This window comes from Spirosoma pomorum (assembly GCF_054776615.1).
On record NZ_BAAHBP010000032.1, the window covers coordinates 111,715 to 134,277 of the forward strand.

At 50.8% G+C, this 22,563-nt stretch carries 20 protein-coding genes; 11 read left to right on the forward strand and 9 right to left on the reverse strand.

Annotation, left to right across the window (positions count from 1 at the left end; translation table 11 throughout):
- Nucleotides 1–93: 93 nt before the first annotated feature.
- Genes ACYVAD_RS20335 through ACYVAD_RS20355 form a run of 5 tightly spaced genes read left to right on the forward strand, consistent with a single transcriptional unit; the run spans nt 94 to nt 7,127 of the window.
- On the forward strand, nt 94–1,677 hold the full coding sequence (locus tag ACYVAD_RS20335; protein ID WP_461141368.1) for a hybrid sensor histidine kinase/response regulator: 1,584 nt from the start codon (nt 94–96) through the stop codon (nt 1,675–1,677).
- A gap of 25 nt (nt 1,678–1,702) precedes the next feature.
- A complete protein-coding gene (locus ACYVAD_RS20340) occupies nt 1,703–5,317 on the forward strand; it encodes a response regulator (protein WP_461141369.1) in 3,615 nt (1,204 codons plus the stop codon).
- 59 nt (nt 5,318–5,376) lie between these two features.
- Nucleotides 5,377–5,736 carry a response regulator gene (locus tag ACYVAD_RS20345; protein ID WP_461141370.1) on the forward strand — a complete coding sequence of 120 codons (360 nt, stop codon included), beginning with the start codon at nt 5,377–5,379 and terminating at the stop codon, nt 5,734–5,736.
- Nucleotides 5,737–5,751: 15 nt separating this feature from the next.
- The gene (locus ACYVAD_RS20350; RefSeq protein WP_461141371.1) at nt 5,752–6,561 is read left to right on the forward strand and encodes a CheR family methyltransferase; all 810 of its coding nucleotides are present in this window, start codon (nt 5,752–5,754) and stop codon (nt 6,559–6,561) included.
- The gene (locus tag ACYVAD_RS20355; RefSeq protein WP_461141372.1) at nt 6,543–7,127 is read left to right on the forward strand and encodes a chemotaxis protein CheB; all 585 of its coding nucleotides are present in this window, start codon (nt 6,543–6,545) and stop codon (nt 7,125–7,127) included. The genes ACYVAD_RS20350 and ACYVAD_RS20355 overlap by 19 nt, the downstream gene beginning before the upstream one ends.
- Before the next feature lie 637 nt (nt 7,128–7,764).
- Here the strand turns inward: ACYVAD_RS20355 and ACYVAD_RS20360 are convergent.
- Nucleotides 7,765–8,532, reverse strand: coding sequence for an MBL fold metallo-hydrolase (locus tag ACYVAD_RS20360; RefSeq protein ID WP_461141373.1), 768 nt, complete (start codon nt 8,530–8,532; stop codon nt 7,765–7,767).
- A 104-nt stretch (nt 8,533–8,636) separates the two neighbouring features.
- Here ACYVAD_RS20360 and ggt point away from each other — a divergent pair, with 104 nt between their 5' ends.
- The gene (ggt, locus tag ACYVAD_RS20365) at nt 8,637–10,382 is read left to right on the forward strand and encodes a gamma-glutamyltransferase (protein ID WP_461141374.1); all 1,746 of its coding nucleotides are present in this window, start codon (nt 8,637–8,639) and stop codon (nt 10,380–10,382) included.
- 11 nt (nt 10,383–10,393) lie between these two features.
- On the opposite strand, the gene ACYVAD_RS20370 is transcribed toward ggt, so the two are convergent.
- Both ACYVAD_RS20370 and ACYVAD_RS20375 read right to left on the reverse strand, forming a co-directional pair.
- A complete protein-coding gene (locus ACYVAD_RS20370) occupies nt 10,394–11,323 on the reverse strand; it encodes a carbohydrate kinase family protein (RefSeq protein WP_461141375.1) in 930 nt (309 codons plus the stop codon).
- 78 nt (nt 11,324–11,401) lie between these two features.
- Nucleotides 11,402–12,937, reverse strand: a complete 1,536-nt coding sequence (locus tag ACYVAD_RS20375) for an MFS transporter (protein ID WP_461141376.1) — start codon at nt 12,935–12,937, stop codon at nt 11,402–11,404.
- 120 nt (nt 12,938–13,057) lie between these two features.
- Here ACYVAD_RS20375 and ACYVAD_RS20380 point away from each other — a divergent pair, with 120 nt between their 5' ends.
- Nucleotides 13,058–14,572, forward strand: a complete 1,515-nt coding sequence (locus ACYVAD_RS20380; RefSeq protein ID WP_461141377.1) for a BamA/TamA family outer membrane protein — start codon at nt 13,058–13,060, stop codon at nt 14,570–14,572.
- Between the two features lie 85 nt (nt 14,573–14,657).
- Nucleotides 14,658–15,230, forward strand: coding sequence for a hypothetical protein (locus ACYVAD_RS20385; RefSeq protein ID WP_461141378.1), 573 nt, complete (start codon nt 14,658–14,660; stop codon nt 15,228–15,230).
- A gap of 72 nt (nt 15,231–15,302) precedes the next feature.
- Here ACYVAD_RS20385 and ACYVAD_RS20390 read toward each other — a convergent pair whose 3' ends face one another.
- The 6 genes from ACYVAD_RS20390 to ACYVAD_RS20415 form a co-directional block, all read right to left on the reverse strand.
- Entirely contained in the window at nt 15,303–15,668 is a 366-nt protein-coding gene (locus tag ACYVAD_RS20390) for a hypothetical protein (protein WP_461141379.1), read from the reverse strand.
- A 56-nt stretch (nt 15,669–15,724) separates the two neighbouring features.
- On the reverse strand, nt 15,725–16,225 hold the full coding sequence (locus ACYVAD_RS20395; RefSeq protein ID WP_461141380.1) for a Spy/CpxP family protein refolding chaperone: 501 nt from the start codon (nt 16,223–16,225) through the stop codon (nt 15,725–15,727).
- Complete coding sequence (locus tag ACYVAD_RS20400) at nt 16,218–16,547, reverse strand: hypothetical protein (protein WP_461141381.1); 330 nt, start codon at nt 16,545–16,547, stop codon at nt 16,218–16,220. Before ACYVAD_RS20400 ends, ACYVAD_RS20395 begins: the two co-directional genes overlap by 8 nt.
- 1 nt (nt 16,548) lies before the next feature.
- Entirely contained in the window at nt 16,549–17,130 is a 582-nt protein-coding gene (locus ACYVAD_RS20405) for an RNA polymerase sigma factor (protein WP_461141382.1), read from the reverse strand.
- 132 nt (nt 17,131–17,262) lie between these two features.
- Nucleotides 17,263–18,336: a branched-chain amino acid aminotransferase gene (locus ACYVAD_RS20410; RefSeq protein WP_461141383.1), complete on the reverse strand. Its 1,074-nt coding sequence runs from the start codon at nt 18,334–18,336 to the stop codon at nt 17,263–17,265.
- Nucleotides 18,337–18,476: 140 nt separating this feature from the next.
- The gene (locus ACYVAD_RS20415; RefSeq protein WP_461141384.1) at nt 18,477–19,055 is read right to left on the reverse strand and encodes a cob(I)yrinic acid a,c-diamide adenosyltransferase; all 579 of its coding nucleotides are present in this window, start codon (nt 19,053–19,055) and stop codon (nt 18,477–18,479) included.
- A 148-nt stretch (nt 19,056–19,203) separates the two neighbouring features.
- Here ACYVAD_RS20415 and ACYVAD_RS20420 point away from each other — a divergent pair, with 148 nt between their 5' ends.
- From ACYVAD_RS20420 to tyrS, 3 genes are all read left to right on the forward strand, one after another.
- Complete coding sequence (locus ACYVAD_RS20420; RefSeq protein ID WP_461141385.1) at nt 19,204–19,713, forward strand: hypothetical protein; 510 nt, start codon at nt 19,204–19,206, stop codon at nt 19,711–19,713.
- Entirely contained in the window at nt 19,706–20,932 is a 1,227-nt protein-coding gene (locus ACYVAD_RS20425) for an S-adenosylmethionine:tRNA ribosyltransferase-isomerase (protein WP_461141386.1), read from the forward strand. The genes ACYVAD_RS20420 and ACYVAD_RS20425 overlap by 8 nt, the downstream gene beginning before the upstream one ends.
- Before the next feature lie 100 nt (nt 20,933–21,032).
- A complete protein-coding gene (gene tyrS / locus ACYVAD_RS20430; RefSeq protein WP_461141387.1) occupies nt 21,033–22,334 on the forward strand; it encodes a tyrosine--tRNA ligase in 1,302 nt (433 codons plus the stop codon).
- Nucleotides 22,335–22,563 lie beyond the last annotated feature (229 nt).

Consider the following 22,563-nt stretch of genomic DNA (forward strand, 5'->3'; position numbering starts at 1 on the left):
ATCTTCACCGATTGGTTACGGCATACCGCCTGTTTGATGACCGATTCAACGGCCCTGCCGCAACCACCCTCAGCGTCATTATACAAGTAAAGCATGATTCTCATCGTTGATGACAGGCCAGAAAATATTCTCCCCTTAAAGAAAATTCTGGAACTGCATCGGTTTTCGGTTGATACCGCCGAATCGGGCGAAGAAGCCCTGAAAAAAGTCCTGAAGAACGCTTACTCCGTCATTATTCTGGACGTGCAGATGCCCGATATGGATGGGTTTGAAGTGGCTACGGCCGTAGCCGGCTTCGGTAAAGCCCGTGATACGTCCATTATCTTTCTGTCGGCGGTTAATACCGAAAAGAAATTCATCACAAAAGGATACACTTCTGGGGGCGTCGATTATCTGACAAAGCCTGTCGATCCGGATATCCTGGCGCTGAAAGTCAAAACGCTGCATCGGCTTTACATGCAGCAGCAGGAACTGCGATTGGCGCAGGACGCGCTGCGAAAAGAAGTGGAAGTACGTAAGCAAGCGCAGAAGAGCCTGGCCCAGCAGATGCAGGAACTCCAGATGGTACTGGCCTCGCTGCCCCAGATTGCCTTCACGATGACAACGGCGGGAATCATCGAATATGCCAATTCGCACTGGTTTCGCTACTCTGCCGATGCTACCCAATTTCCCGTAACTCACCCCGACGACGAAGCCTATCACGACTGGCAGACAGCCTTCGCTGACGGCGTTGAATTCGCGCGTGAAGTTCGTCTGAAAGAGTTGATGACGAGCGACTACCGTTACCATCTATTGCGCATTACGCCGGTGGGAACAGGTGCACCATCGCGCTGGATTGGTACGTTCACTGATATACACGCGCAAAAGCAGGCTGCCGAGCTGCTGGAAGAGCAGGTGAACCTACGCACGAGTGAGCTGGTACTGAAGAACACGGAACTGGAGTTGACTAACCATGAGTTGCAGCAGTTTACCTGGGTTGTATCGCACGACCTGAAAGAACCTCTCCGCAAAATTCAATTGCTGAACGATACCATCAAGGAACGATTCGTGGGTGACAATCCCGATGCGGTTTCCTACCTGGATCGCTCGATTCGTTCGTCGGCTCGTATGTCATCGCTGATCAATGATCTGCTGGCCTACTCACAGCTTTCGGCCCCCGAAGCGTTCAAAACGACAGACCTGAACGAACTGCTCGAAGAACTTCTGCTGGACTTCGATGATCTGGTCAGTCAGAAACAGGCAATAATTCAGATCGATCGGCTGCCCATACTTGATGTTATTCCTACGCGCATGCGGCAGGTCTTTCAGAACCTACTCAGCAATGCACTGAAGTTTGCAAAAGAGGAAGTTCCGCCGGTTATTTCCATTCGTGGCGAACTGATTGCTACGAAAGCCATTGACGGCGAACCCTCAGCGTCGGGCGCATTCTGCCGGATTGTCGTTCAGGATAATGGGATTGGCTTCGACGAGAAATTCTTGAGTCGCATCTTTATTATATTTCAGCGGCTGCACAACCGGGTCGCCTATGAAGGAACGGGGATCGGACTTGCTATTGCCAAGAAGAATATTGACAAGCACCGCGGTTTGATCTCGGCTCGTAGCCAGCCCGATCAGGGAGCCAGTTTTATTCTTGTCCTGCCCGTAACGCAAACCGCCACTACCGAAGAAATTAGCTGAGAACACCGCCCTTACGTATAAACTAATGCCTAAATACTCTTCGTCGGATTCCGTCCTGCGGCAACTCCAACTCGTTTTTACGCTTTCTACGCTGCTACTCATCGGTAGTTTGGCCGCAGCGTATTATAGCATTCAGAAGCTGATTGATAACTCGAAGCTGGTTAACCATACCAACCAGGTATTGATCGAAGCCGAGAATATCATCTCAAACATGAAGGATGCTGAAACGGGCCAGCGCGGGTTTCTGGTTACGCTAGATACCGACTTTCTACAACCTTACAACGGAGCTTACGAGAAGATCAATCGAAACTACATAAATCTGAAAGAACTGACGAGTGGCAGCCCAGCGCAGCAGCAGACGCTGGATCGCGCCAAGGAGCTGTACGAAGCCAAGTTTGATCAGATGCGTAAGATCATTAGTCTGGCACAACGAACGCCGGGTTATAACGATAATCGCGAGGCTCGTAACGCCGACATGATGAAAGGCAAGAAGGTCATGGATGATCTTCGGCTGGCAATCAATCAGATAAAAACGGCGGAACATAAAATCTTAGTCGAGCGGACGTCGGAGCAACAGACGTACATTACCTACACCCCGTTTCTGTTGGTACTTGTCGCTATCATCTCTATTCTGATAACGGGGCTCACCTACCTCCGTATAAAAAAGGATATGGATGACCGAATTGCGCACCAGAAGGAAACGGATCGGCAATATCGGGAGGCTAGCGAGCGCATTGCCGTGCTGGAAGACGTAACCCAGGACATTGCCGATGGTAACTATACAATACGTAGCGAAGACGTTCGGGATGATGAACTAGGTCGAATTGGGCGGGCGCTAAACGTTATGACAGCCGCGCTGGAGCGGACGTTCAAGGATTTGAACGAGTACACCTGGCTGCAAACCGGAGCCGTCAATATTGGTAATGCTATCCGGGGGCAACGTAATCTGAAAAAACTGGCGAACAACCTGATGGACACGCTGGCTGGCTACCTGAACGCACCGCTGGGAGCCATGTATCTCGTCGATAATGGATCTAACTACCGATTGACGGGGCGCTACGCGGTTAGTGACGCCCCGGAATACGTTGTAGCAGGTAAAGGACTGGTTGGTCAGGCTATTGAACGAAAGCAAACAGTTGTTATAAATAACCTGCCCGACGATTACCAGCACATCAAGTCCGCCCTGGGGGAGGTCCGGCCTAAATCGGTAGTGATTGTGCCGATGGTATACGGAGACGATTGCGTGGGCGTAGTTGAGTTGGGACTACTGCGAGAGCCAAACGCCCAGGAAATGCTGTTTCTGGAGCGGAACCAGGAGTCGATGGCCATTGGGTTGAATGCGGCACTGGATTACGTCCGACTGCAGAATTTCCTGGAAGAAACGCAGGCCCAGTCTGAGGAACTACAGGCTCAGCAGCACGAACTCGAAAACCTAAACGCCGAGCTCGAAATGCAGACCCAGAAGCTGCAAGCTTCGGAGGAGGAATTACGCGTTCAGCAGGAAGAACTGCAGCAAACCAATACCGAACTGGAGGAACGCGGTGTACTGCTGGAAGAACGTAACAGCGAAATTCAGCAGAAAGCGACCGAGCTGGAATTATCAACCCGCTATAAATCGGAGTTCCTGGCCAACATGTCGCACGAACTGCGAACTCCGCTTAATTCCATTCTGCTGCTGAGCCGACTGCTGTCCGAAAACACCGACGAAAATCTAAACGAGGAAGAGGTCGAATACGCTAACGTTATCCAGTCATCCGGCAAAGGGTTGTTAGGACTGATCGATGAAATCCTGGATCTGTCTAAGATCGAAGCCGGGCAGATGACACTGGATCTATTGCCCGTCGAGATTACTGACATGACCAATGAATTACAGTCGTTGTTTGGGCTACTAGCTAAGGAAAAGGGGCTGGAGTTCGTAATCTCGATGGCTGAAAACGTACCGAAAACCATCGAAACCGATAAGATGCGGTTGGGACAAGTCCTGAAAAATTTGATCTCCAACGCGCTCAAATTCACCTCAGATGGAAGCGTCAGTCTACGGATCGAACGTCCGGCGAATCGCCCAGGTGTATTGAGCTTTACCGTTAAAGATACGGGTATCGGGATTGCATCGGAGAAGCAGTATCTGGTTTTCGAGGCTTTCCAGCAGGCTGACGGCTCGACCAGGCGGAAATATGGAGGTACCGGTCTGGGTCTCTCAATCAGTCGAGAACTGGCCAAACTGCTGGGTGGAGATATCGAGCTGGCCAGCGAAGTGGGTAAAGGCAGTGAGTTTACGGTGTACGTGCCGGTTGGTGCCCGATCTGCACCCGTCTCGACGGTGGCAAAACCCCTCTTTACCCCCGAGCCGCCGAAGCCGCAAGCGCAACCGGCAAAAGCAGCGCCCGCTCCGGGCAAGTACATCAGTACCGTAATTCCGGAAGCAATCCCGGACGATCGTAATGATGTTACGGAGCAGGATAAGGTAATCCTGATCATTGAGGATGACGTAAACTTCGCCAAATCGTTGCTCGACTATTCCCGCAAGAAAGGGTATAAAGTCATTGTGTCGGTTCGGGGAGACGAAGGGCTGCAACTGGCCAATACGTTCAAACCACAGGGCATTTTGCTTGATCTGCAATTGCCTGTCATGAGCGGCTGGGAGGTGATGGATGCGCTGAAGGCCAATCCGCAAACGCGTCCTATTCCGGTGCACATGATGTCGTCGCACAAGGTCAAGAACGAAAGTATGCTGAAAGGCGCAATTGACTTTGTCGACAAGCCGATGGCGTTCGAGCAAATGCACGAAGTATTCAAAAAAATCGAGTACGTGCTCAACCGGGACGCCAAGAAAGTGCTCATCATTGAAGATAATCCCAAACACGCTAAAGCACTGGCGTACTTCCTGGAGACGTTCAACATTAACTCCGAGCTGAAAAGTAACATCAATGATGGTATTGTCGCGCTGAAAAACAAAGAGGTAGACTGCGTGATTCTGGACATGGGTATTCCTGATAACAGAGCCTACGAAACGCTGGAGGAAGCCAAAAAGAACCCTGGTCTTGAAAACCTGCCGATCATCATTTTCACGGGTCGAAGCCTGTCGATGTCGGAGGAATTAAAGATTAAGAAGTACGCGGATTCGATCATTGTTAAGACCGCTCATTCGTACCAGCGGATGCTCGATGAAGTGTCGCTTTTTCTACACTTAGTGGAAGAGAATAAACAATCTGCGGAACCAGCTGGCCCACCGAAGAAGCTGGGTGCACTGAGTCAGGTGCTCGATAATAAGACGGTACTTGTCGCTGACGACGACGTGCGAAACATCTTCTCGCTGTCCAAAGCACTGGAACAGTATAACATGAACGTAATACCCGCGCTGGATGGTAAAGAAGCTATGCAGAAGCTGAAAGAGAATCCGGCGATTGATCTGGTGTTGCTGGATATGATGATGCCCGAAATGGACGGATACGAAACCGCCACGAAGATTCGGAGTAATTACCAGTGGCGGAACCTACCAGTAATTGCCGTGACGGCGAAGGCGATGACTGGCGACCGGGAGAAATGTATTCAGGCTGGAGCATCCGACTATATAACGAAACCAGTTGATATTGACCAACTTATCTCGTTGCTTCGCGTTTGGTTGTACGATCGGTCTTAGGTATCTACCCCTGCTGAAAGCCAACATTTTTTACGCTCCCAAACTAGCCTTTCGCCAACATGTCAAAGAAAAAAGTCCTGATTATTGATGATGATGCGAAGAATATCTTCGCGTTGAAAGCGACGCTACGGTCGAAATCGTTTGACTGCGTATCGTGTATGAGTGCGCAGGAAGCGCTCGATATACTACAGACCAATGAGGTAATCGACAGTATTCTGATCGATATGATGATGCCCGAAATGGACGGTTATGAAGCTATTCCTCGCATCAAATCGCTCGAAAATCGACGGGATACACCGATCATTGCCGTAACCGCACAGGCGATGGTTGGCGACCGGGAGAAGTGTCTTGCTGCGGGTGCTACCGATTACATTTCAAAACCCATTGACGTGGACAGGTTGTTGCAGGTGCTGTCCTAGTTTGACCAGTTGATTATGCTTGCCGAGGAGGATATTGACCTGCTATTAACCGATTTATTTGACATATACGGGTACGACTTTACCCATTATACCCGGGCATCGTTGAAACGCCGAATCAGCCGGCTTTGGCAGCTGGACAAGTTTCCAAGTTTTGCCGAAATGCGCTACCGAGTACGCTCAGATGCCAACTACCTGAAACGGTTTGTAGAGGAGCTGACCGTAAACGTCACGGAGATGTTCCGTGATCCACTGTTTTACAAAACGCTGCGGACGAATATACTGCCGTCGCTGGCTGCTAAGCCATTCATCCGCATCTGGCACGCGGGCTGCTCAACCGGCGAAGAGGTGTATTCGATGGCCATTCTGCTGAAAGAGGCCAATCTACTGCAAAAAACGCTACTGTATGCCACTGATTTGAATACTGAGGTTTTGGAGAAAGCTCGACTTGGTATTTTTCAGCTGGCCCACATGAAGCTATACTCAGAGAACTACATTCTATCGGGCGGACGTAATGACTTTTCCGATTACTACACCGCCCAATATGGTTACGTTAAGTTTCGGGAAGAGTTGTCGCAACGTATGGTATTTTCGACGCACAACCTGGTGTCGGATCGGTCGTTCAACGAGTTCGATCTGATTTTGTGCCGTAACGTGCTGATCTACTTCGATAAGACATTACAGGATCACGTTTTACGTTTGTTTGACGAAAGCCTGGGATCATTAGGCTATCTGGCGCTGGGCGCTAAGGAAACGCTGAAGTTTTCGTCGCTACAGATGACTTACAAACAGATTGACATTGAAAAAGTATGGCGCAAACTGGTCTAAGCAACCGGATTCGGGCTGTTGTTATTGGCGGGTCAACAGGCAGCATTGAGGTTCTGCTCCGACTGTTGCCTGCACTGAAGGAGCCTTTATCCTTTGCTCTGGTTATTGTTGTTCATCGTCGCAATACGGCTGATTCAGCCCTGGCTGATCTACTGGCGGTCAAAACGGACATTACCGTCAGGGAAGTCGACGATAAGGACACGATTGAACCGGGCATCATCTATCTGGCCCCGGCCGATTACCATTTACTAATTGAGCAGGATGGTACTTTCTCGCTGGATGATTCCGAGAAAGTGAATTATAGCCGTCCCTCAATCGACGTTACGTTCGAATCGGCCGCTGATGTATACGGACGAAACCTGGTCGGAGTCATTCTGTCGGGAGCCAACGCGGATGGAACGGTTGGCCTGAAGGCCATCAAGAAGGAAGGAGGGGTGCTTGTAGCCCAGAAGCCCGAAACGGCCCAGATTGGCTTTATGCCCCAGCAGGCCATCCTGCACGCTGACGTTGATCTGATCCTTGATGTGGACGAGTTGATTGAATTCATGAATGAATTGAACAAATAAACGGGCCAGCGAGAAGCGGCCTGTTTATGTCTCGGTTACCTTTGACAAGGCGTCTGGAGTACTGATGACAGCTCCTGCGGTGAAAGCCAAATTTAGATTGGACTAAAAATTGTTCAGTGAATCGATAAACCTATGTATGAAGATTAGGCTGAACAGTTTGTAGGAGGCCTTGTTAATTACACTATTGGTCAGTTGTTACGTCAATTGATGATCAATCCAGTAAACAGTACGATGAAAAACCACCTCATAGTTATTCTGTTGATTACAGGCGCTTTGGTCTGTTTTACTGGCTACTGCTTTGCGCTTATCGATTGGGCGCAGGATATGAGAACGGGAGTATACCGTAGTAAACATTTCGAAGCCTTTTACGAAACCGCTGCTATTGTTCTTTACACAACGTTGGGGCTACGCTTCATGACCAGAAAAGAGAATATATTCTGATGGCTTCGTCCGTACCGTTTAGTAGCAACTGGCTGCTGTTAGGATAGTGATTGACTTACTACGTCTGCTTTGTAGCTGACCCCCGTCGTTGGATTCTGGCTGGTAATTTAGGTGCAAATCAACGTAAAAAGGCAGCTCTACTACCAACAGAGCTGCCCTTCAAAATTAAATCGTTTACCGATCAAGGCCCACCGCATCAAGCCCGGATGGTAAAAACCGGAGTCTCTTCAAATCGGGACGCAATAATTACGTCTGTATTGTCCCGGTGGGGCATGAACATATCGGCTGCCAGTTGCGGATTATTGTTCTCATGCGATAGGTGCGACAGGAGAACATGACTCATGAAGGACGGCTTATAGCTTCGGAATAAATCCAGCGCCTGCTGATTGGACAGATGGCCCTTGCCACCCCGAATCCGTTGTTTGAGGAAGGAAGGATAGCGACTTGTTTCCAGCATTTGTTCGTCATAATTGGCTTCCAGAAAAGCGGCATGGCACTGACTGAAATGCCGAATCAGATGCTCACAGGGGAAGCCAATGTCCGTAAAGACGCCTACGTTCGTGTTCTGATACGTAATCACGAAACTATGCGGGTCGCTCGCGTCATGTAATTTGGGGAAAGCCGTTATGCACAGTTCGCCAATCCAGGTAGGCTCGTCGTTACGTAACGCCCGGATCGGGAATTTTTGCTCAGGGAGCCGGACATGCTGTAGGGTTCGGCGCGTGACGAAAACGGGTAACTGGTACTTTGTGGCCAGTTGAGAAATCCCCCGCACATGGTCGGCATGCTCGTGGGAAATAAAAATGGCTTTTACCGTTTGCATGGATAAGCCAAGACGTTGCATTCGTGTTTCGACCTGCCGACGAGAGATACCTACATCGACCAGCACCGCTTCCTGCTCGTTACCAACGTAGTAACAATTTCCGTTACTACCCGAATTGAGGGAGGTAATAAATAAAGACATAAGACTACAAAGTACGCTTTTTTTCGGCATGAAAGCGCTTAGCCACTGGTTAAATCAGGCGTTTAAAATTCTTTGTTCGGGTAGAGTTTACTCAATCGCTGATTATGATACGTAACATCCTTACTGCTCTCTGTGGATGCTGGATACTGCTGACGTCATCCGTTCTGTACGGTCAAACCAGTGGGAAAGGTGACCGAATAAGCGGTCTTAATTTCGCCACGCGCAGCCCGGTACTGGGACGCCACGGCATGGTTGCTACGAGTCATCCGTTGGCGACGCAGATTGGGCTGGACATCCTTAAACAGGGGGGGACGGCTGTCGACGCGGCTATTGCGGCCAACGCAGCCCTTGGCGTTGTTGAACCGAATAACGGCGGTATTGGTGGGGATTTATTTGCCATCGTCTGGTCAGCGAAAGACCGGAAATTGTACGGCCTGAACGCAAGCGGGCGGTCTCCGAAGGGGCTGACCTATAACCTGCTTAAGAACGTACTGGGTGATCGAATACAGTTGCCCCTGTACGGGCCTTTGTCCGTCTCTGTGCCCGGTGCAGTAGACGGCTGGTTTGAATTACACGGACGCTTTGGAAAGCTGTCCATGCAAAACTTACTGGAGCCTAGCATCCGCTACGCCCGTGAAGGGGCGCCCGTCCCGCAGGTTATTGCCTACTCGTGGCAGGTAGCCGCGCGTCGACTAGCGGAGAGCCAGGCGGACATCACCGAGTTTGCCAATTTCCAGAAAACATTCCTGATTCAGGGAAAGGCACCGGTCGAAGGAGAGCTGTTTCGTAACCCGGATCTGGCGGCTACGTACGAGAAAATTGCCAGGGGCGGACGGGACGCATTTTACAAAGGCAGCATTGCCGAGACCATCGATCGGTACGCCCGCCGGACTGGGCTGTATCTGCGGAAGGATGATCTGGCAGCCCACCGGAGTACCTGGATAACACCCATATCCGTCAATTACCGGGGTTATGACGTGTTCGAACTACCACCTAATGGGCAGGGAATTGCCGTGCTACAAATGCTTAATATCCTGGAAGGGTACGACCTGAAGAAGCTGGGGCATAACAGTGCTGAATACCTCCATGTATTGGTTGAAGCAAAAAAACTGGCGTTTGAAGATCGGGCTCGTTACTATGCCGATCCGGAGTTTGCCAGAGACTCAATCAATTGGCTGTTGACAAAAAGCTACGCGGCTAGTCGCCGAAAAATGATTGACCCGGCAAAAGCGTCTGATCATCTGGACGCGGGCGATCCCGCGCTACGAGCTGGCGATACGGTTTATCTGACTACTGCCGATGATGAAGGTAATATGGTATCGCTCATTCAGAGTAACATGCTTGAGTTCGGTAGTGGTATGGTCCCGGACGGACTGGGCTTCGTGCTCCACAACCGGGGGACTAGTTTTAACCTGAAACCTGATCACGCCAACGTGTACGCGCCCGGTAAGCGCCCATTCACGACCATAATTCCTGGGTTCGTGCTGAAAGGTGGTCAGCCGTTTTTATCCTTTGGGGTAATGGGCGGAGCCATGCAGCCACAGGGGCACTTGCAGGTTTTGTGCAACATCATCGACTTCGGTATGAACGTACAGGAAGCAGGCGATGCCGCTCGGTTTAGCCATTCTGGCAGTAGTGAACCGATTGGAACGACGATGCTGGATGGGGGGCGGCTGGCGCTGGAAAGCGGAATCGCCAAGGAGGTACGAACACGGCTGGAAAAGATGGGCCACAAGCTGGCTCCCACAGATTTTTTCGGAGGGTATCAGGCCATACAATGGGATGCCGCAACGAAAACGTACTGGGGAGCCAGCGAAATGCGCAAAGATGGCCAGGCGGCTGGCTATTAAGCAAGTATGTCTTACAAGATGAGTTTCCGGTCAATCTGAGCGGGTAAAGCTCCTTGTCGGCTTAGCTTCATTTTGGCTAAAGCTGCCCCAGACCGGGCGCATTGTTCAGGAGATTGTTTGTCCAGATAAGCCGTTAGGAAACCAGCCCAGTAGGCGTCTCCCGCTCCGGTAACGTCCACGACGTCAATCTTCTGGCCGGAAATACGCACCTGCTGAGTACCATTTTCGTAGGAGACGATACTCCCTTCGGGGCCAAGCGTCAGGCAGATCATGGACGCGCCCATGCGGTGAAAATCGTCCAGAATCTGCTGGTGGGTGCGGACTTCGCCATAAATCCGTTCCGCATCGTCTTCGCTTAGTTTGACCAGGGCTCCGGTCGAACAATAATCAGCAATGATCTGCTGCGCCTGTTGACGATCTGGCCAGATGCTGGGGGCGTAATTGGCATCAATACTAATCTGGCAGCCAACTGCCTGTGCCCGTCGGGCTGCCTCAACGATGGTACGCTGAGCGGGCTGACGGCTCAGCGCAAAGCAGGTTGTATGAAAAATTTGCGTCTGCTCCAGCAACGAATCAGGAATCTGTTCCGGATAAATCTTGCAGTCGGCCGTACGGTAAGCAATAAAATCAGGCGTGCCGGCCGTCCGGGAAACAATGACGATACTGGTTGGAGCCTCGGATTGGGTTGTAATGTATTGTGTATCGACACCAACCTCATTGACCTGACGGATCAGATACCGGCCGAGATTATCGTTGCCAACGCAGGCAACCAGCGCTGTTTTATTGCCCAGCCGAGCCATGTTGGCGGCCATATTGGCTGGACTGCCGCCCTGATACCGCCGAAAGTCCGGCGAGTCGAGCAAGTTGACAGATACATGATGCGCAATGAAATCGGCCAGCAGTTCGCCAACAGATAAGAGTGCGTAGGGGCGTTGTGACATGGTTAGTAAAAAAACTCCGATTGCAAACTACTCGACGCGGAGGAGATTACAATCGGAATTGATAATTAAGTTTAACGATTAATGGCCACCTGGTCCGATGGGAAGAACTACCTCTTTTGTGTGCTTGGCTTCTTTTACCAGAAAACACGATGCTGCTGCCAACAGCAGGCAAATGCCCGCCAGCACAAGCGCGTTGCGAGGATCGTTACCCAGCAGCGGTTCGTAGTACAAGGGAACGGTAAGCATACCAATAAACTGCGGTACGCAGATAAAGCCATTGAAAATACCCATGTAAACGCCCATCCGTTCTTTCGGCACGGCAACAGACAACATCAGGTACGGCATCGACATGATAGACCCCCAGGCCAGACCGATAATGGTCATACCGATGAGGTAGATGAATTTGTCGTTAGACGTAAGGGTCAGGAAGAAGCCCATCGCGCCAATCGACAGAAAGACCGCGTGAGTAGCCCGGGCGCTGCCGATGGCCTTGGCGATACGCGGAATAAAGACCGAAATCAAAGCGCAGGAGATGCTGAACATCGCGAAACAAAGTCCGCCCCACTTGGTACCTTCCTCAAAGCCAGCCTTATTCGAAATAGTGTCTGGTGCATTGAAAGCGTAACGGGCTACTGCCAGCGATAAGTACTGCCACATGAGTGGGAGACCATACCAAGTGAAGAATTTAACCCACCAAAGCTGTTTCATCACGGTGGGCATCGCCGAAAGTGACGCCAGTACTTCCCGGAAGATTGGCAGCATCAGAAAGAGATAACTGCCGGTTAATACACCAATTCCCCATAACGCGCCTGTCACCAGACCGCCAATGCGGGCAGCAAAGAAGAAAGCGAGAATAGCCCCACCCAGCGATAAGGCCAGATGCCAGAATGAGATTGAATTCTTCTCTTCTTCGGTGAAAATATGCGGCTCTTTATAGCTATCATCAACGGGAGGGTATTCTTTCGTTGTGCGAACCGTCCAGAACACAGAAATCAGAATTGCAGCTGCACCGATGTAAAATGGGTACCGTACGGAGTTAGGAATTCCATTTGTCAACTGATCTTCTGACATGACCATCGATATACCCAATAGCGGCAGCAGGTAAGGCATCAGGTTCGCTAACGTCTGGCCAAATCCAACCATGAATGACTGCACCGCAAAACCAGTTGGACGCTGTTTGTCGTTTAGAATATCGCCCACGAAAGCCCGGAATGGCTCCATCGCCGAGTTTAGGCCCGCGTCGAGCATCCACATCAGGCCCGCGGCCATCCACACGTACGACGAGTTAGGCATGAAAATCATCGCGACGCTACCGAACAACGCCCCAATCAGAATAAATGGCTTTCGGCGGCCCCAGCGTGGCGACCAGCTTCGGTCCGAAACAGCGCCGATGATTGGTTGGAGCAACAATCCAGTCAGCGGACCAGCCAGCCAAAGGCCAGGGATGGAAGCTTCATCTGCACCCAGATAACGATAGATCGGACTCATGTTGGCCTGCTGAAGACCAAAGCCGTATTGAATACCTAAAAATCCGAAACTCATGTTCCAGATTTGCCAGAAGCTCAGATGGGAACGGTGGGCTAGAGTTGACTTCTGAGTTTTTTCGGTTTGCATGTATTGGGTGTTTTTAACTAGTCACTGTAGTTTTAGGAAATGATAACAATAATACGCGACAATTTGCAGGATACGTAGATTGTATTGTCTTATTTTTTTGAAAAAGATGTACTTTTAAGCATGATTCCAAAGATATGGTCAATCTATCTAATGATAATAATGGCATGTTTTTTTGCCAATTTGTCGGCGTTTGCTGACGCTGTTATCGACTCAACGCAGCGAGTAGTTATCCGGTCTGTCAGCCTCGTCGGTAACTACAAAACAAAGGATCGGATCGTACTACGGGAAATGACCTTGCGTGCCGGCGATACCGTCCGACTCAGTGACCTGCCTGACCGAATTACCTGGGATCAACGTAATATCAGCAACACCGTTCTGTTTGTTACCGTCGATATAAAGACGACGTTAACCACGGCCGATTCAGTCTATAATTCATCGGTCTTACAGGCAATCACACTTGTAGATTCCACCGTGACGTCCACCAGTTCTGGACCAGGAAAACCAGCACAGCTGGCGCAACTCGATCTGACCGTAATCATGAAGGAGCGCTGGTACATCATTGCTTATCCGGTGTTCGATATTGCGGATCGAAACTTAAACGAGTGGTGGTACGATCGGGGGCGCGACTTACGTCGGACAATCTACGGGGGGCGACTGAGCTACCGCAACGTAACGGGCACCAACGACCGGCTGCAGCTTGCGATCGAACGCGGATTTCTGCAACGTACCGTCTTATCCTACTCCAGGCCTTACATCGACAAGGCGCAGAAGACGGGGCTTCGCTTCGATCTTAGCTATTCGACCAATAAAGAGATTCCCTACCGGACGCAGGCTGATAAGTGGCTCTTCGTCCGCTCAGAAGAATTGCTGCGCACCCGCTTGTATGCCGAGTTGATTTTAAGCCACCGCCGTGGTCTGTATCAATATCATACCGCTGGCGTTCGGTATAATCTGAATGAAATTGCGGATACCATTGCCCGGCTCAACCCAGACTACTTTCTGGATGGACGCACCCGGCAACGCTACCTGAGTTTATCATACGGATACCGCTATGACCGGCGGGATAACGTCGTGTATCCGTTACAGGGGAAATTGATAACGGCTGGCGCGGGCATCAGTGGGCTGCTCCCTGGCGATAACTTTCATTTTCTGGAAACGTCGGCGTCAATGACCCGCTACTGGGCGCTGGGGGGGCGGTTCTACCTGGCTTCGGGCGTACGAGGACGCGTAACCTGGCCCGCCCGCCAACCGTACTACAACCTTCGCGGATTGGGAAGTTCAGTGGATATGGTGCGCGGTTACGAACTGTACGTAGTAGACGGTCAGCGCACGGCTATCTGGCGAAACAGTTTACGTTACCAGTTATTCAACGTTCGTAAAGAGCTAAGCTGGCTCCATATCCGGCAATTTAATACCCTACCCATTGCTGCCTACGTAACGGCTTTTGGCGATGCGGGATACGTTAGTAGTACGGTTGCTGAGGAGTACCAGAGCAAGCTGGCCAATCGCCCGCTTCTGGGAACGGGTCTAAGTCTGGATGTTGTTACGTTTTACAACCTTGTTTTTCGATTTAGCGGAACCATTAATGCCCAGGGGAAAACCGGATTTTTCTTCAATTTAGCGCAGGAATTGTGACGTATCACTAAGTTGTTTGTTCACATAACAACTTAGTGTACAAAGCATACCGGTTCTTCTTTAAAGCCATTCATGTGTTCTAATTATGGAGAAAACAATTCTACTTCTTTTCGTAAGCTTACTAGTCGGTCTGAACGCATGCCGTAACCGGGATCAGGCTTCAGAACAGACAAACGACACGTCAACAACGGATGACACCGCAGTACCCGCTGGTAACGTAATTACCGAGCGGCTATCCCGCCTGGGGCTGACGGCTGATAGTGACTGGCGGGGAATCAATCTTGGGGATGCGTATAGTGCCGTAGCGAAACGGGAAAAAAGCGAGCCCTTCGAACGTGACGATGAGCACGTTGGCTACACGCTCGAACTCAAAAATCTTGAAACGGTTGATATCCTCTACTACCAGGAAGATCGAAAAGTGTCAGCCATTGAGGTCGATCTGTACGTAAACACGGAACAGGCAGTAACCGATTACCGAAAAGACTTAATTGCATACTTCACGAAGCGGTACGGCACAGCAGAAGTAGATGAGGAAATGACAACCTGGTCTTCTTCCAAAGGGAAACTTGTTACGCTGAAGGACGTATCGAAAGGCAAAGATTATGGGCTTAAAATTCGAATCCTGCCGTCCGATGATGCGGTGGCGATGAGAAATTAACCGGAAGGCTTTTAAAACAAGTCAGGCCACATGATTGAATCATGTGGCCTGACTTGTTTTGGTGTACGTCAGCTACCGACGCCCCCGTTTGCCGCGACCGCCACCGGGATGAGCTGGCATCTTACGCTCATTCATCAGCGTGCCTTTTTCGTCGAAATGCAGCAATGTCCGACTGTCCTGCTTGTCCACCACCACAACGAGGTATGCCCCTTTTTCACCTTTACCCGCCCGGCGGATCGTTGCATCCGGATACTTATCCTTCAGAGTAGCCGTAATTGCCGAAGGCAGGTCCTTCGCATCAACCGGCGTCAGATTGCGCATACCACCCCGCATGGGCCGGTTCTGACTTGTTCTTCGGGTTGAATCGACTTGCTGCGCGAAACCAGTCCCGATGCTAACGGCGCCCAGGAGGGCAGCCATAATGATCACTTTCTTCATTGTTTACTGTTGTTTATAGGCTTAGGTGTCGTTGATCGCCAGAACCTGCGCGGTAATCAAAAAATATTTTCCCTTGCCTGTTGAGAACCGGGTCGACGGCTGTTCCTGGCGGCCGCCTGCGGCAGTGTGCGTACGATTTGCGACAACTTTTCTCGTTGCGCTGGTGTACAGATAGTGGCTACCCGCTGAAAATGACGTAACGTTAGTAAATCAATCTGAGCTAGTCGGTTGTGATACGTTCGAGCCTGTTCCAACAAAGCCGAATCTGATCTGATCGTATCACTAAGCTGGCTAAAGAAGTGCTTCCGCAGGGGGCGAACGGTTTCAGCTAATGCGCGACGTTCAACAAAATAGCTTTTACGAAGCGTATTGTATTGTTGTCGCTGATCTTCGGTGAAATCGAGCTGCTTGGTCAAAAAAGGTAGCCGTTCGCCAGCGTGACGACCCTCTCGGTGTCCTTGTCTGAATGGACCAAACCAGAACAACAACGCAATATTCAGTAGCGCCAGACCCAGGACCAGAGCCACCAGCAGACGGTATTTATAGCGATCATTCATTCCCGTAATCGATTGAATTGGTGGGTTGGTAATCGGCCACAAACCCCTCGTACGTAGTCACGTCGTCGGTTGCTTTCGCAGACGAGTCTGAGTAGTAAACCAGCGCTCCCGCATTGAGCAGGACGATTAGACCAAAAGCACTCAGCGCGTAAGCCGGTCGTCGGAGCCACAGGGGTGTCCAGCTGCTTACCTGTTGGCGTTGCAACCGGGCCTGTAATCGGGTATAAAAAAAAGGGCGGGGTGTTTCGATTGGCAAATCACCTAGCTTATTGAATCGGTGCTCCCAGCGTTCGTCTTCGGATGATGGTGTCGAATTGTTCATGTTAGTTTTTGTTGAATAGGTCGGCGTAATAAGGCTGTAATTTTTGGCGTAGCTGGCGCTTGGCCCGGTGCAGTAGCGACTCCACCGCTGATACCGTTGTCTCCAGGATAGCTGCCACTTCTTTGTGGGATAATCCTTCCATGTAATGCAGCGTAAAAGCCGCGCGCTGCGTGTCGGGTAGCTGTCCCACAACCCGGACCAAGAGTTGAGTTTCTTCAGCTTGGGTCATCAACTGCTCCGGTTGACTAGTGTCGGGCGGATCATGTACTAACTCATTCGATTCGCCAAACAGACTGCTCACGAAGGCAAATCGTTTTCGAGTACGTTTCTTACGTAAGTGGGCCAGCGACTGTGTTGTCGTAATTCGATACAGCCACGTACTGAATGCCGCTTCGCCCCGAAACTGCCCGATGGTTTCGTACACTTCGGCAAAAACTTCCTGCGCTATATCATCAGCTTCGTCGCGGTCGCCAACCAGCCGGAACGCCAAGCTATACACCCGGTTTTGGTAGGTGTCGACAAACCGGCGAAAAGCCGCTTCGCTGCCCGCTTTCAGGTCGATAAGTAGCTCAGATTCCGTCACCGCTGTCGTGCTGTCAAACGTTTATACGCTTAGGTGCCAATAAGGGAGAAAACCTGCGCGTGGATGAGAAATTAAACAGAAAACCCCGGCTGGTAGGCCGGGGTTTGATTATGTACGACTGACTGAGGATACCTAAGATAATTTCTGCACCCAGCCAAATGGATCGTCAACTTTGCCCGTACGAAGCTCGCCCAGGTAAGTCGATACGCGAACCGCGAACGAATCTTCTGGAGCAAATTCCGGCAGCATATGATCTTTACCATTGTAGCCAATTAGTGCGTAGGATGACGCTCCTACGGCCGTACCAGCCCCGAAAGCTTCGGTCAGACGGCCACTCTCAATGCCATTGATCACCTCATCGATCGAAACCAGCCGCTCATCGACTTCCATACCCCAGTGTTTGGCAATGGCAATGATAGCTGCGCGGGTTGTTCCTTTCAGAATCGAATCGGACGTAGCGGGCGTAACCAGTTTACCATCGATAACGAACATGATGTTCATTGTACCCGATTCCTCGATGTATTTGTGCTCACGAGCGTCGGTCCAGATCAACTGATCGTAGCCCTGCTGCTGCGCCATCAATGTCGGGTACATCGAAGCCGCGTAGTTACCCGCGCATTTCGCGTAACCCGTTCCGCCCGGAGCCGACCGGATGTATTCCGTTTCAACCTTCAGCTTAGGTGGATTGCTATAGTACGAACCAACAGGGCAGGTGAAAATGCAGAAGCGATACGTCTTCGATGGGGCAACACCCAGGTAGTTATCAGAAGCAAACATGTATGGCCGGATATACAGCGAACTGTTTGGCGTCGATGGCACCCAGTCGGCGTCAACGCGCAACAGTGCTTCCAGACCACCCATGAACACTTCTTCGGGCAGCGTTGCCATGCACATCCGGCGCGCCGATTCATTCATCCGTTCGAAGTTGGCCAGCGGGTTGAACAGCAGTACCTCACCTTCGTCGTTTTTATACGCCTTCATTCCCTCGAAAATCGACTGACCGTAGTGGAGCGCCGATAGAGCAGGATTGATCGTGAAATTGTCAAACGGCACAATCTGCTGATTTTGCCATTGACCGTCTATGAAATCGGCCACGAACATGTGGTCCGAGAAGTGTTTTCCGAAAGGCAGATGATTAAAATCTACTTCCTGAATCCGGGAGCGTTCCGCTTTCCGCAATTCAATTTGTAAGACGTCCGTCGTCATGATCTGGTAATGTTAATACTTGTAGTAAGTGGTTAGCCACAGGAGGTTATACCCGACGGCCAACCGCTCGAAGCAAAGCTAAAAAAATAGATCGACTAAAGGGTATTTATTTGCTGAACTTGAGCGGACTTTTCCGTTAGCTATCTTCGGGCGTTCCAGGTAATCTCGTCTACGTTCAGATCCTGTGCCATAAGTCGACCAAGCACAAAGAGATAGTCCGACAGCCGGTTGAGATATTGCAAAATCAAGGGGTCGACGTGCGAAACGGTTGTGACCGTCAGATTGTCGTTCAGTGCAGCAACCAGTCGCTCCGCCCGGCGACAGACGGTTCGGGCAACGTGGCAGAATGAAACGGCCTGGTGTCCGCCCGGCAGTATGAATGAACGTAACGTTGGTAAGGCGGCATCCATCGCGTCAATTGCCGTTTCCAGCGCGGAAATGTCATCCGGCGTAATGGCGGGTAGTGATTTGGTAGCCGTGGAAGCTGGTTTTTCCGGGTCAACGGCCAGCTCCGACCCAATTGTGAATAGTCGATCCTGAATTTCTTTTAAGATCGATCGACGATCGGCGTTTACGGGCTGGTCACGCACCAGTCCAATCCAGGCATTAAGCTCATCAACGGTGCCGTACGTATCAATTTGTATATCGGCTTTGCTCACCCGGCGCCCCCCAATCAGTGCCGTCTGACCGGTATCGCCTGTTTTCGTGTAAATCTTCATAGAACTGGTAAACCAAAAAAATGGACAAGTGGCTAAACGAACGGATTTCGCCGTTCGGGCCGTACCTTTGCACCCTGAAATACGAAATTAGGTGCCCGAAGGCAGAGACAACGATTGAAATTGTTCGCCGAACGGCGTCTACCACTTTATGAAGACAGGTACTTTTTTCGTCCGGACTTGGCGTATTATGTCGATTCTCGGACTGTTGTTTTCCCTTTTTAACAGCTACATTTCTTATCCGGGGGATGTGGTTGTTCGTTTCGATAGCCTGAATCAGCCGCTGCAAACGGTTGACCGGGAAATTATCTTTTACATCGCGGTTGCTATATTTCTGATCAGTAACACCCTACTCAATGCACTGAAACGGCTATTTCCGAAGGTGCCGACGGCGAAGCTACCATTGTCTCCGCAAAGCCCCTGGCTGGCTCATCGGGATCAATTAAATGAAGTGGTTGTCAACTGGTTTTTTGCACTCATGGCTGCCATAAACACGGTACTAGCTCTGGGCCTGATCGTCCTATCGCTACTGAACCGCTCAGACCGGCCTATTCAGGCGATTGATTATGCTTGGTTGGCTCCCCTCTGCACGGGGATTATTATCAGTGTGCTGGTCGCGCTTCCTATCCGACTATTCATGAAACCCGATAGCGATGCCTGAAGTCGAACCGCTTTTGCTGACTCAGTTCCAGTACGAGTTGCCTGATGAACGGATTGCTCGTTTTCCACTGGCTCAGCGCGATAAGTCGAAACTCCTGGTCTACCGGGCCGGTACCATCCAGCACAAATCGTTTTCTGATCTACCTGGACTATTGCCCGAGAATAGCTTTCTGGTTTTTAACAACACAAAGGTCATTCCGGCAAGACTGCATTTCACCCGGGCAACCGGAGCTGTCATCGAGCTGTTTCTGCTGAATCCAGTTAGTGAAATAGATAGCGATGAATTACCGATCAGTCAGGCGATGGAACGTACGGGCAGCGTTATCTGGCACGCCATGATTGGTAACCGGAAGCGCTGGAAATCGGGCGAAACGCTGGAAACGACCCTGACAACTCCGGCGGGTAGCATCCTCCTAAAAGCCGACTGGCACAACCAGGAAGCTTCGACAGTACGGCTGAGCTGGCAGCCTACCAACTGGAGTTTTGCGCAACTCATCCAGTTGGCGGGCGAAATTCCCCTGCCGCCCTACCTGAAACGCGATGCTACCGATGCCGACCGGACAACGTATCAAACCGTATACTCCAAAGAGGAGGGGGCTGTCGCGGCTCCCACGGCAGGACTGCATTTTACTGACGCAGTCTTTACTGAACTGGCTACTCACGGAATTGGTCATGATTACGTAACGCTGCACGTGGGTGCTGGTACCTTCCAGCCGATTAAGACGGACGATGTGCGGGCGCATCACATGCATACCGAAGAGGTTGTATATACGGTCGCAAACGTTCAGAACTTACTTGAGCATTTGGATCACGTTATTGCCGTTGGGACAACGTCCATGCGAGCGTTAGAAAGTTTGTACTGGATGGGGGTGAAACTGTTGAAGAATGAGCCCGATCCGTTCCGGCTGGATCAGCACTATGCGTACCGCTGGTCAGAAACGGAACGCCCTACGGCAAAAGCGTCCCTGCTCGCTGTGATTCAGTATCTGACTGATACAAAGAAGAACGCTGTTGTAGCCCACACCGGTATCTATATTACACCGGGCTATACGTTAGCGATCTGCCGGGGGCTTATTACTAATTTTCATCAGCCGGGGTCTACGCTGATCTTACTGGTTGCAACCCTGATTGGCGATGATTGGCGAACCGTATATAACGAAGCGCTCACGCACGACTATCGTTTCCTGAGCTACGGCGACTCGTCGCTGCTTTTACCATAAACAACTAATTTCACCAAAGAGTGAAAGAGCGAAAGACAGAAAGAGCGGACGTAACGCTTACCTGAATCGCTCTTTCGCTCATTCACTCTTTAGCTCTTTTATGACTTTCATCGAAGAACTCCGCTGGCGGGGCATGCTGCACGACATGACCCCGGGCACCGAAGAACGACTTGCCGAAGGGATGGCCGCGGGCTACATTGGCTTTGATCCAACAGCTGCCTCCTTGCACATTGGTAACCTGGCTACCATCATGCTGCTGGTTCATCTGCAACGAGCAGGGCATAAACCTTACGCGCTGGTGGGTGGAGCAACCGGTATGATTGGTGATCCCTCTGGTCGCTCGACGGAGCGTGACTACCTATCGGAGGAAACGTTACGTCGCAATCAGGAAGGCATTCGGGCGCAGTTGACCCGTTTTCTTGACTTTGATGCTGGCGACAATGCAGCCGAAATGGTTAACAACTATGACTGGTTCAAAGGAATTACGTTCCTGGAGTTTCTGCGAGAAGCGGGCCAGCACATCACGGTAAACTACATGGTTGCGAAAGATTCGGTAAAGAAACGGCTGGAAACGGGCTTGTCCTTTATGGAGTTTTCATACCAGTTGTTACAGGGGTACGACTTCTACTGGCTGTACAAAAATAAAGGTGTTCAACTGCAGATGGGCGGCTCCGATCAGTGGGGCAACATCACGACGGGCACGGAGTTAATTCGCCGTAAAGAAGGAGGTGGGACCGACCGCTCGGAAGAATACCAGGCATTCGCGTTAACGACGCCTTTAGTGACAAAAGCTGACGGTACCAAGTTTGGTAAGTCGGCGGGAGGGAACGTATGGCTCGACCCAGCGATGACTTCTCCTTACCAGTTCTACCAATTCTGGCTGAATGCAACCGATGCGGATTGCCCCCGCCTGATTCGTGTGTTTACGCTTCTAGCAAAGGAAGAAATTGAAGAATTAGAACGGCTGCATAACGAAGCCCCTCATTTGCGCATTCTTCAGAAAGCAATTGCTCAGGACGTAACGATCCGTGTGCATTCACAAGCTGGGTATGATTTGGCCGTGAAGGCCTCGGAGGTTTTGTTCGGTAAAGCCACACTGGAAACGTTACGTTCTATTCAGGTTGACGAATTCGATGTTATTTTCGAAGGCGTACCCCAAACCGAAATCTCGGCTGAGGAATTAGCCGCTAGCAAAGACATTACTGATTTATTATCGGTAGCTAGCCGGGGAGAGGTGTATGCATCGAAGGGTGAAGCCCGGCGAGCAATTACCCAGAATGCAGTTAGCATCAACAAAACGAAAGTTACCGATCCGGCTGCTTCAACCGACCTGGAATGGCTTCAGGAGCGCTATATTCTCGTGTCGAAAGGAAAGAAAAACCACCTGCTGAAAAAAGTTTAAACAATTTTTGTCGAGTAAGTGCCTGACCAAAAGGGTACTTCCTCGATCTCAGGTTGAAGGGGCTCAATTATTTTCTGGTGAGGCCTTGACAAAGGGGGGCTTTTGCCCCTACCTTTGCAGTCCCAAATGAGGGAAACGTGATCGACTGCCAGCGCTAAGCCGCTCGCCGTCAATCACTTACTTTGACAACCGTTGACCCCACTTTCGCCTGATCCCCGGATCAGTCAAA

What these genes read in the sequence shown, in the direction of transcription:
- ACYVAD_RS20350 (WP_461141371.1), top strand. Translation starts at nt 5,752, where the DNA reads ATGCTTGCCGAGGAGGATATTGACCTGCTATTAACCGATTTATTTGAC.
- ACYVAD_RS20420 (WP_461141385.1), top strand. Translation starts at nt 19,204, where the DNA reads ATGAAGACAGGTACTTTTTTCGTCCGGACTTGGCGTATTATGTCGATT.
- ACYVAD_RS20415 (WP_461141384.1), bottom strand. Translation starts at nt 19,055, where the DNA reads ATGAAGATTTACACGAAAACAGGCGATACCGGTCAGACGGCACTGATT.
- ACYVAD_RS20385 (WP_461141378.1), top strand. Translation starts at nt 14,658, where the DNA reads ATGGAGAAAACAATTCTACTTCTTTTCGTAAGCTTACTAGTCGGTCTG.
- ACYVAD_RS20410 (WP_461141383.1), bottom strand. Translation starts at nt 18,336, where the DNA reads ATGACGACGGACGTCTTACAAATTGAATTGCGGAAAGCGGAACGCTCC.
- ACYVAD_RS20390 (WP_461141379.1), bottom strand. Translation starts at nt 15,668, where the DNA reads ATGAAGAAAGTGATCATTATGGCTGCCCTCCTGGGCGCCGTTAGCATC.
- ACYVAD_RS20370 (WP_461141375.1), bottom strand. Translation starts at nt 11,323, where the DNA reads ATGTCACAACGCCCCTACGCACTCTTATCTGTTGGCGAACTGCTGGCC.
- ACYVAD_RS20425 (WP_461141386.1), top strand. Translation starts at nt 19,706, where the DNA reads ATGCCTGAAGTCGAACCGCTTTTGCTGACTCAGTTCCAGTACGAGTTG.
- ACYVAD_RS20335 (WP_461141368.1), top strand. Translation starts at nt 94, where the DNA reads ATGATTCTCATCGTTGATGACAGGCCAGAAAATATTCTCCCCTTAAAG.
- ggt (WP_461141374.1), top strand. Translation starts at nt 8,637, where the DNA reads ATGATACGTAACATCCTTACTGCTCTCTGTGGATGCTGGATACTGCTG.
- ACYVAD_RS20345 (WP_461141370.1), top strand. Translation starts at nt 5,377, where the DNA reads ATGTCAAAGAAAAAAGTCCTGATTATTGATGATGATGCGAAGAATATC.
- tyrS (WP_461141387.1), top strand. Translation starts at nt 21,033, where the DNA reads ATGACTTTCATCGAAGAACTCCGCTGGCGGGGCATGCTGCACGACATG.
- ACYVAD_RS20360 (WP_461141373.1), bottom strand. Translation starts at nt 8,532, where the DNA reads ATGTCTTTATTTATTACCTCCCTCAATTCGGGTAGTAACGGAAATTGT.
- ACYVAD_RS20375 (WP_461141376.1), bottom strand. Translation starts at nt 12,937, where the DNA reads ATGCAAACCGAAAAAACTCAGAAGTCAACTCTAGCCCACCGTTCCCAT.
- ACYVAD_RS20400 (WP_461141381.1), bottom strand. Translation starts at nt 16,547, where the DNA reads ATGAACAATTCGACACCATCATCCGAAGACGAACGCTGGGAGCACCGA.
- ACYVAD_RS20395 (WP_461141380.1), bottom strand. Translation starts at nt 16,225, where the DNA reads ATGAATGATCGCTATAAATACCGTCTGCTGGTGGCTCTGGTCCTGGGT.
- ACYVAD_RS20380 (WP_461141377.1), top strand. Translation starts at nt 13,058, where the DNA reads ATGATTCCAAAGATATGGTCAATCTATCTAATGATAATAATGGCATGT.
- ACYVAD_RS20355 (WP_461141372.1), top strand. Translation starts at nt 6,543, where the DNA reads ATGGCGCAAACTGGTCTAAGCAACCGGATTCGGGCTGTTGTTATTGGC.
- ACYVAD_RS20340 (WP_461141369.1), top strand. Translation starts at nt 1,703, where the DNA reads ATGCCTAAATACTCTTCGTCGGATTCCGTCCTGCGGCAACTCCAACTC.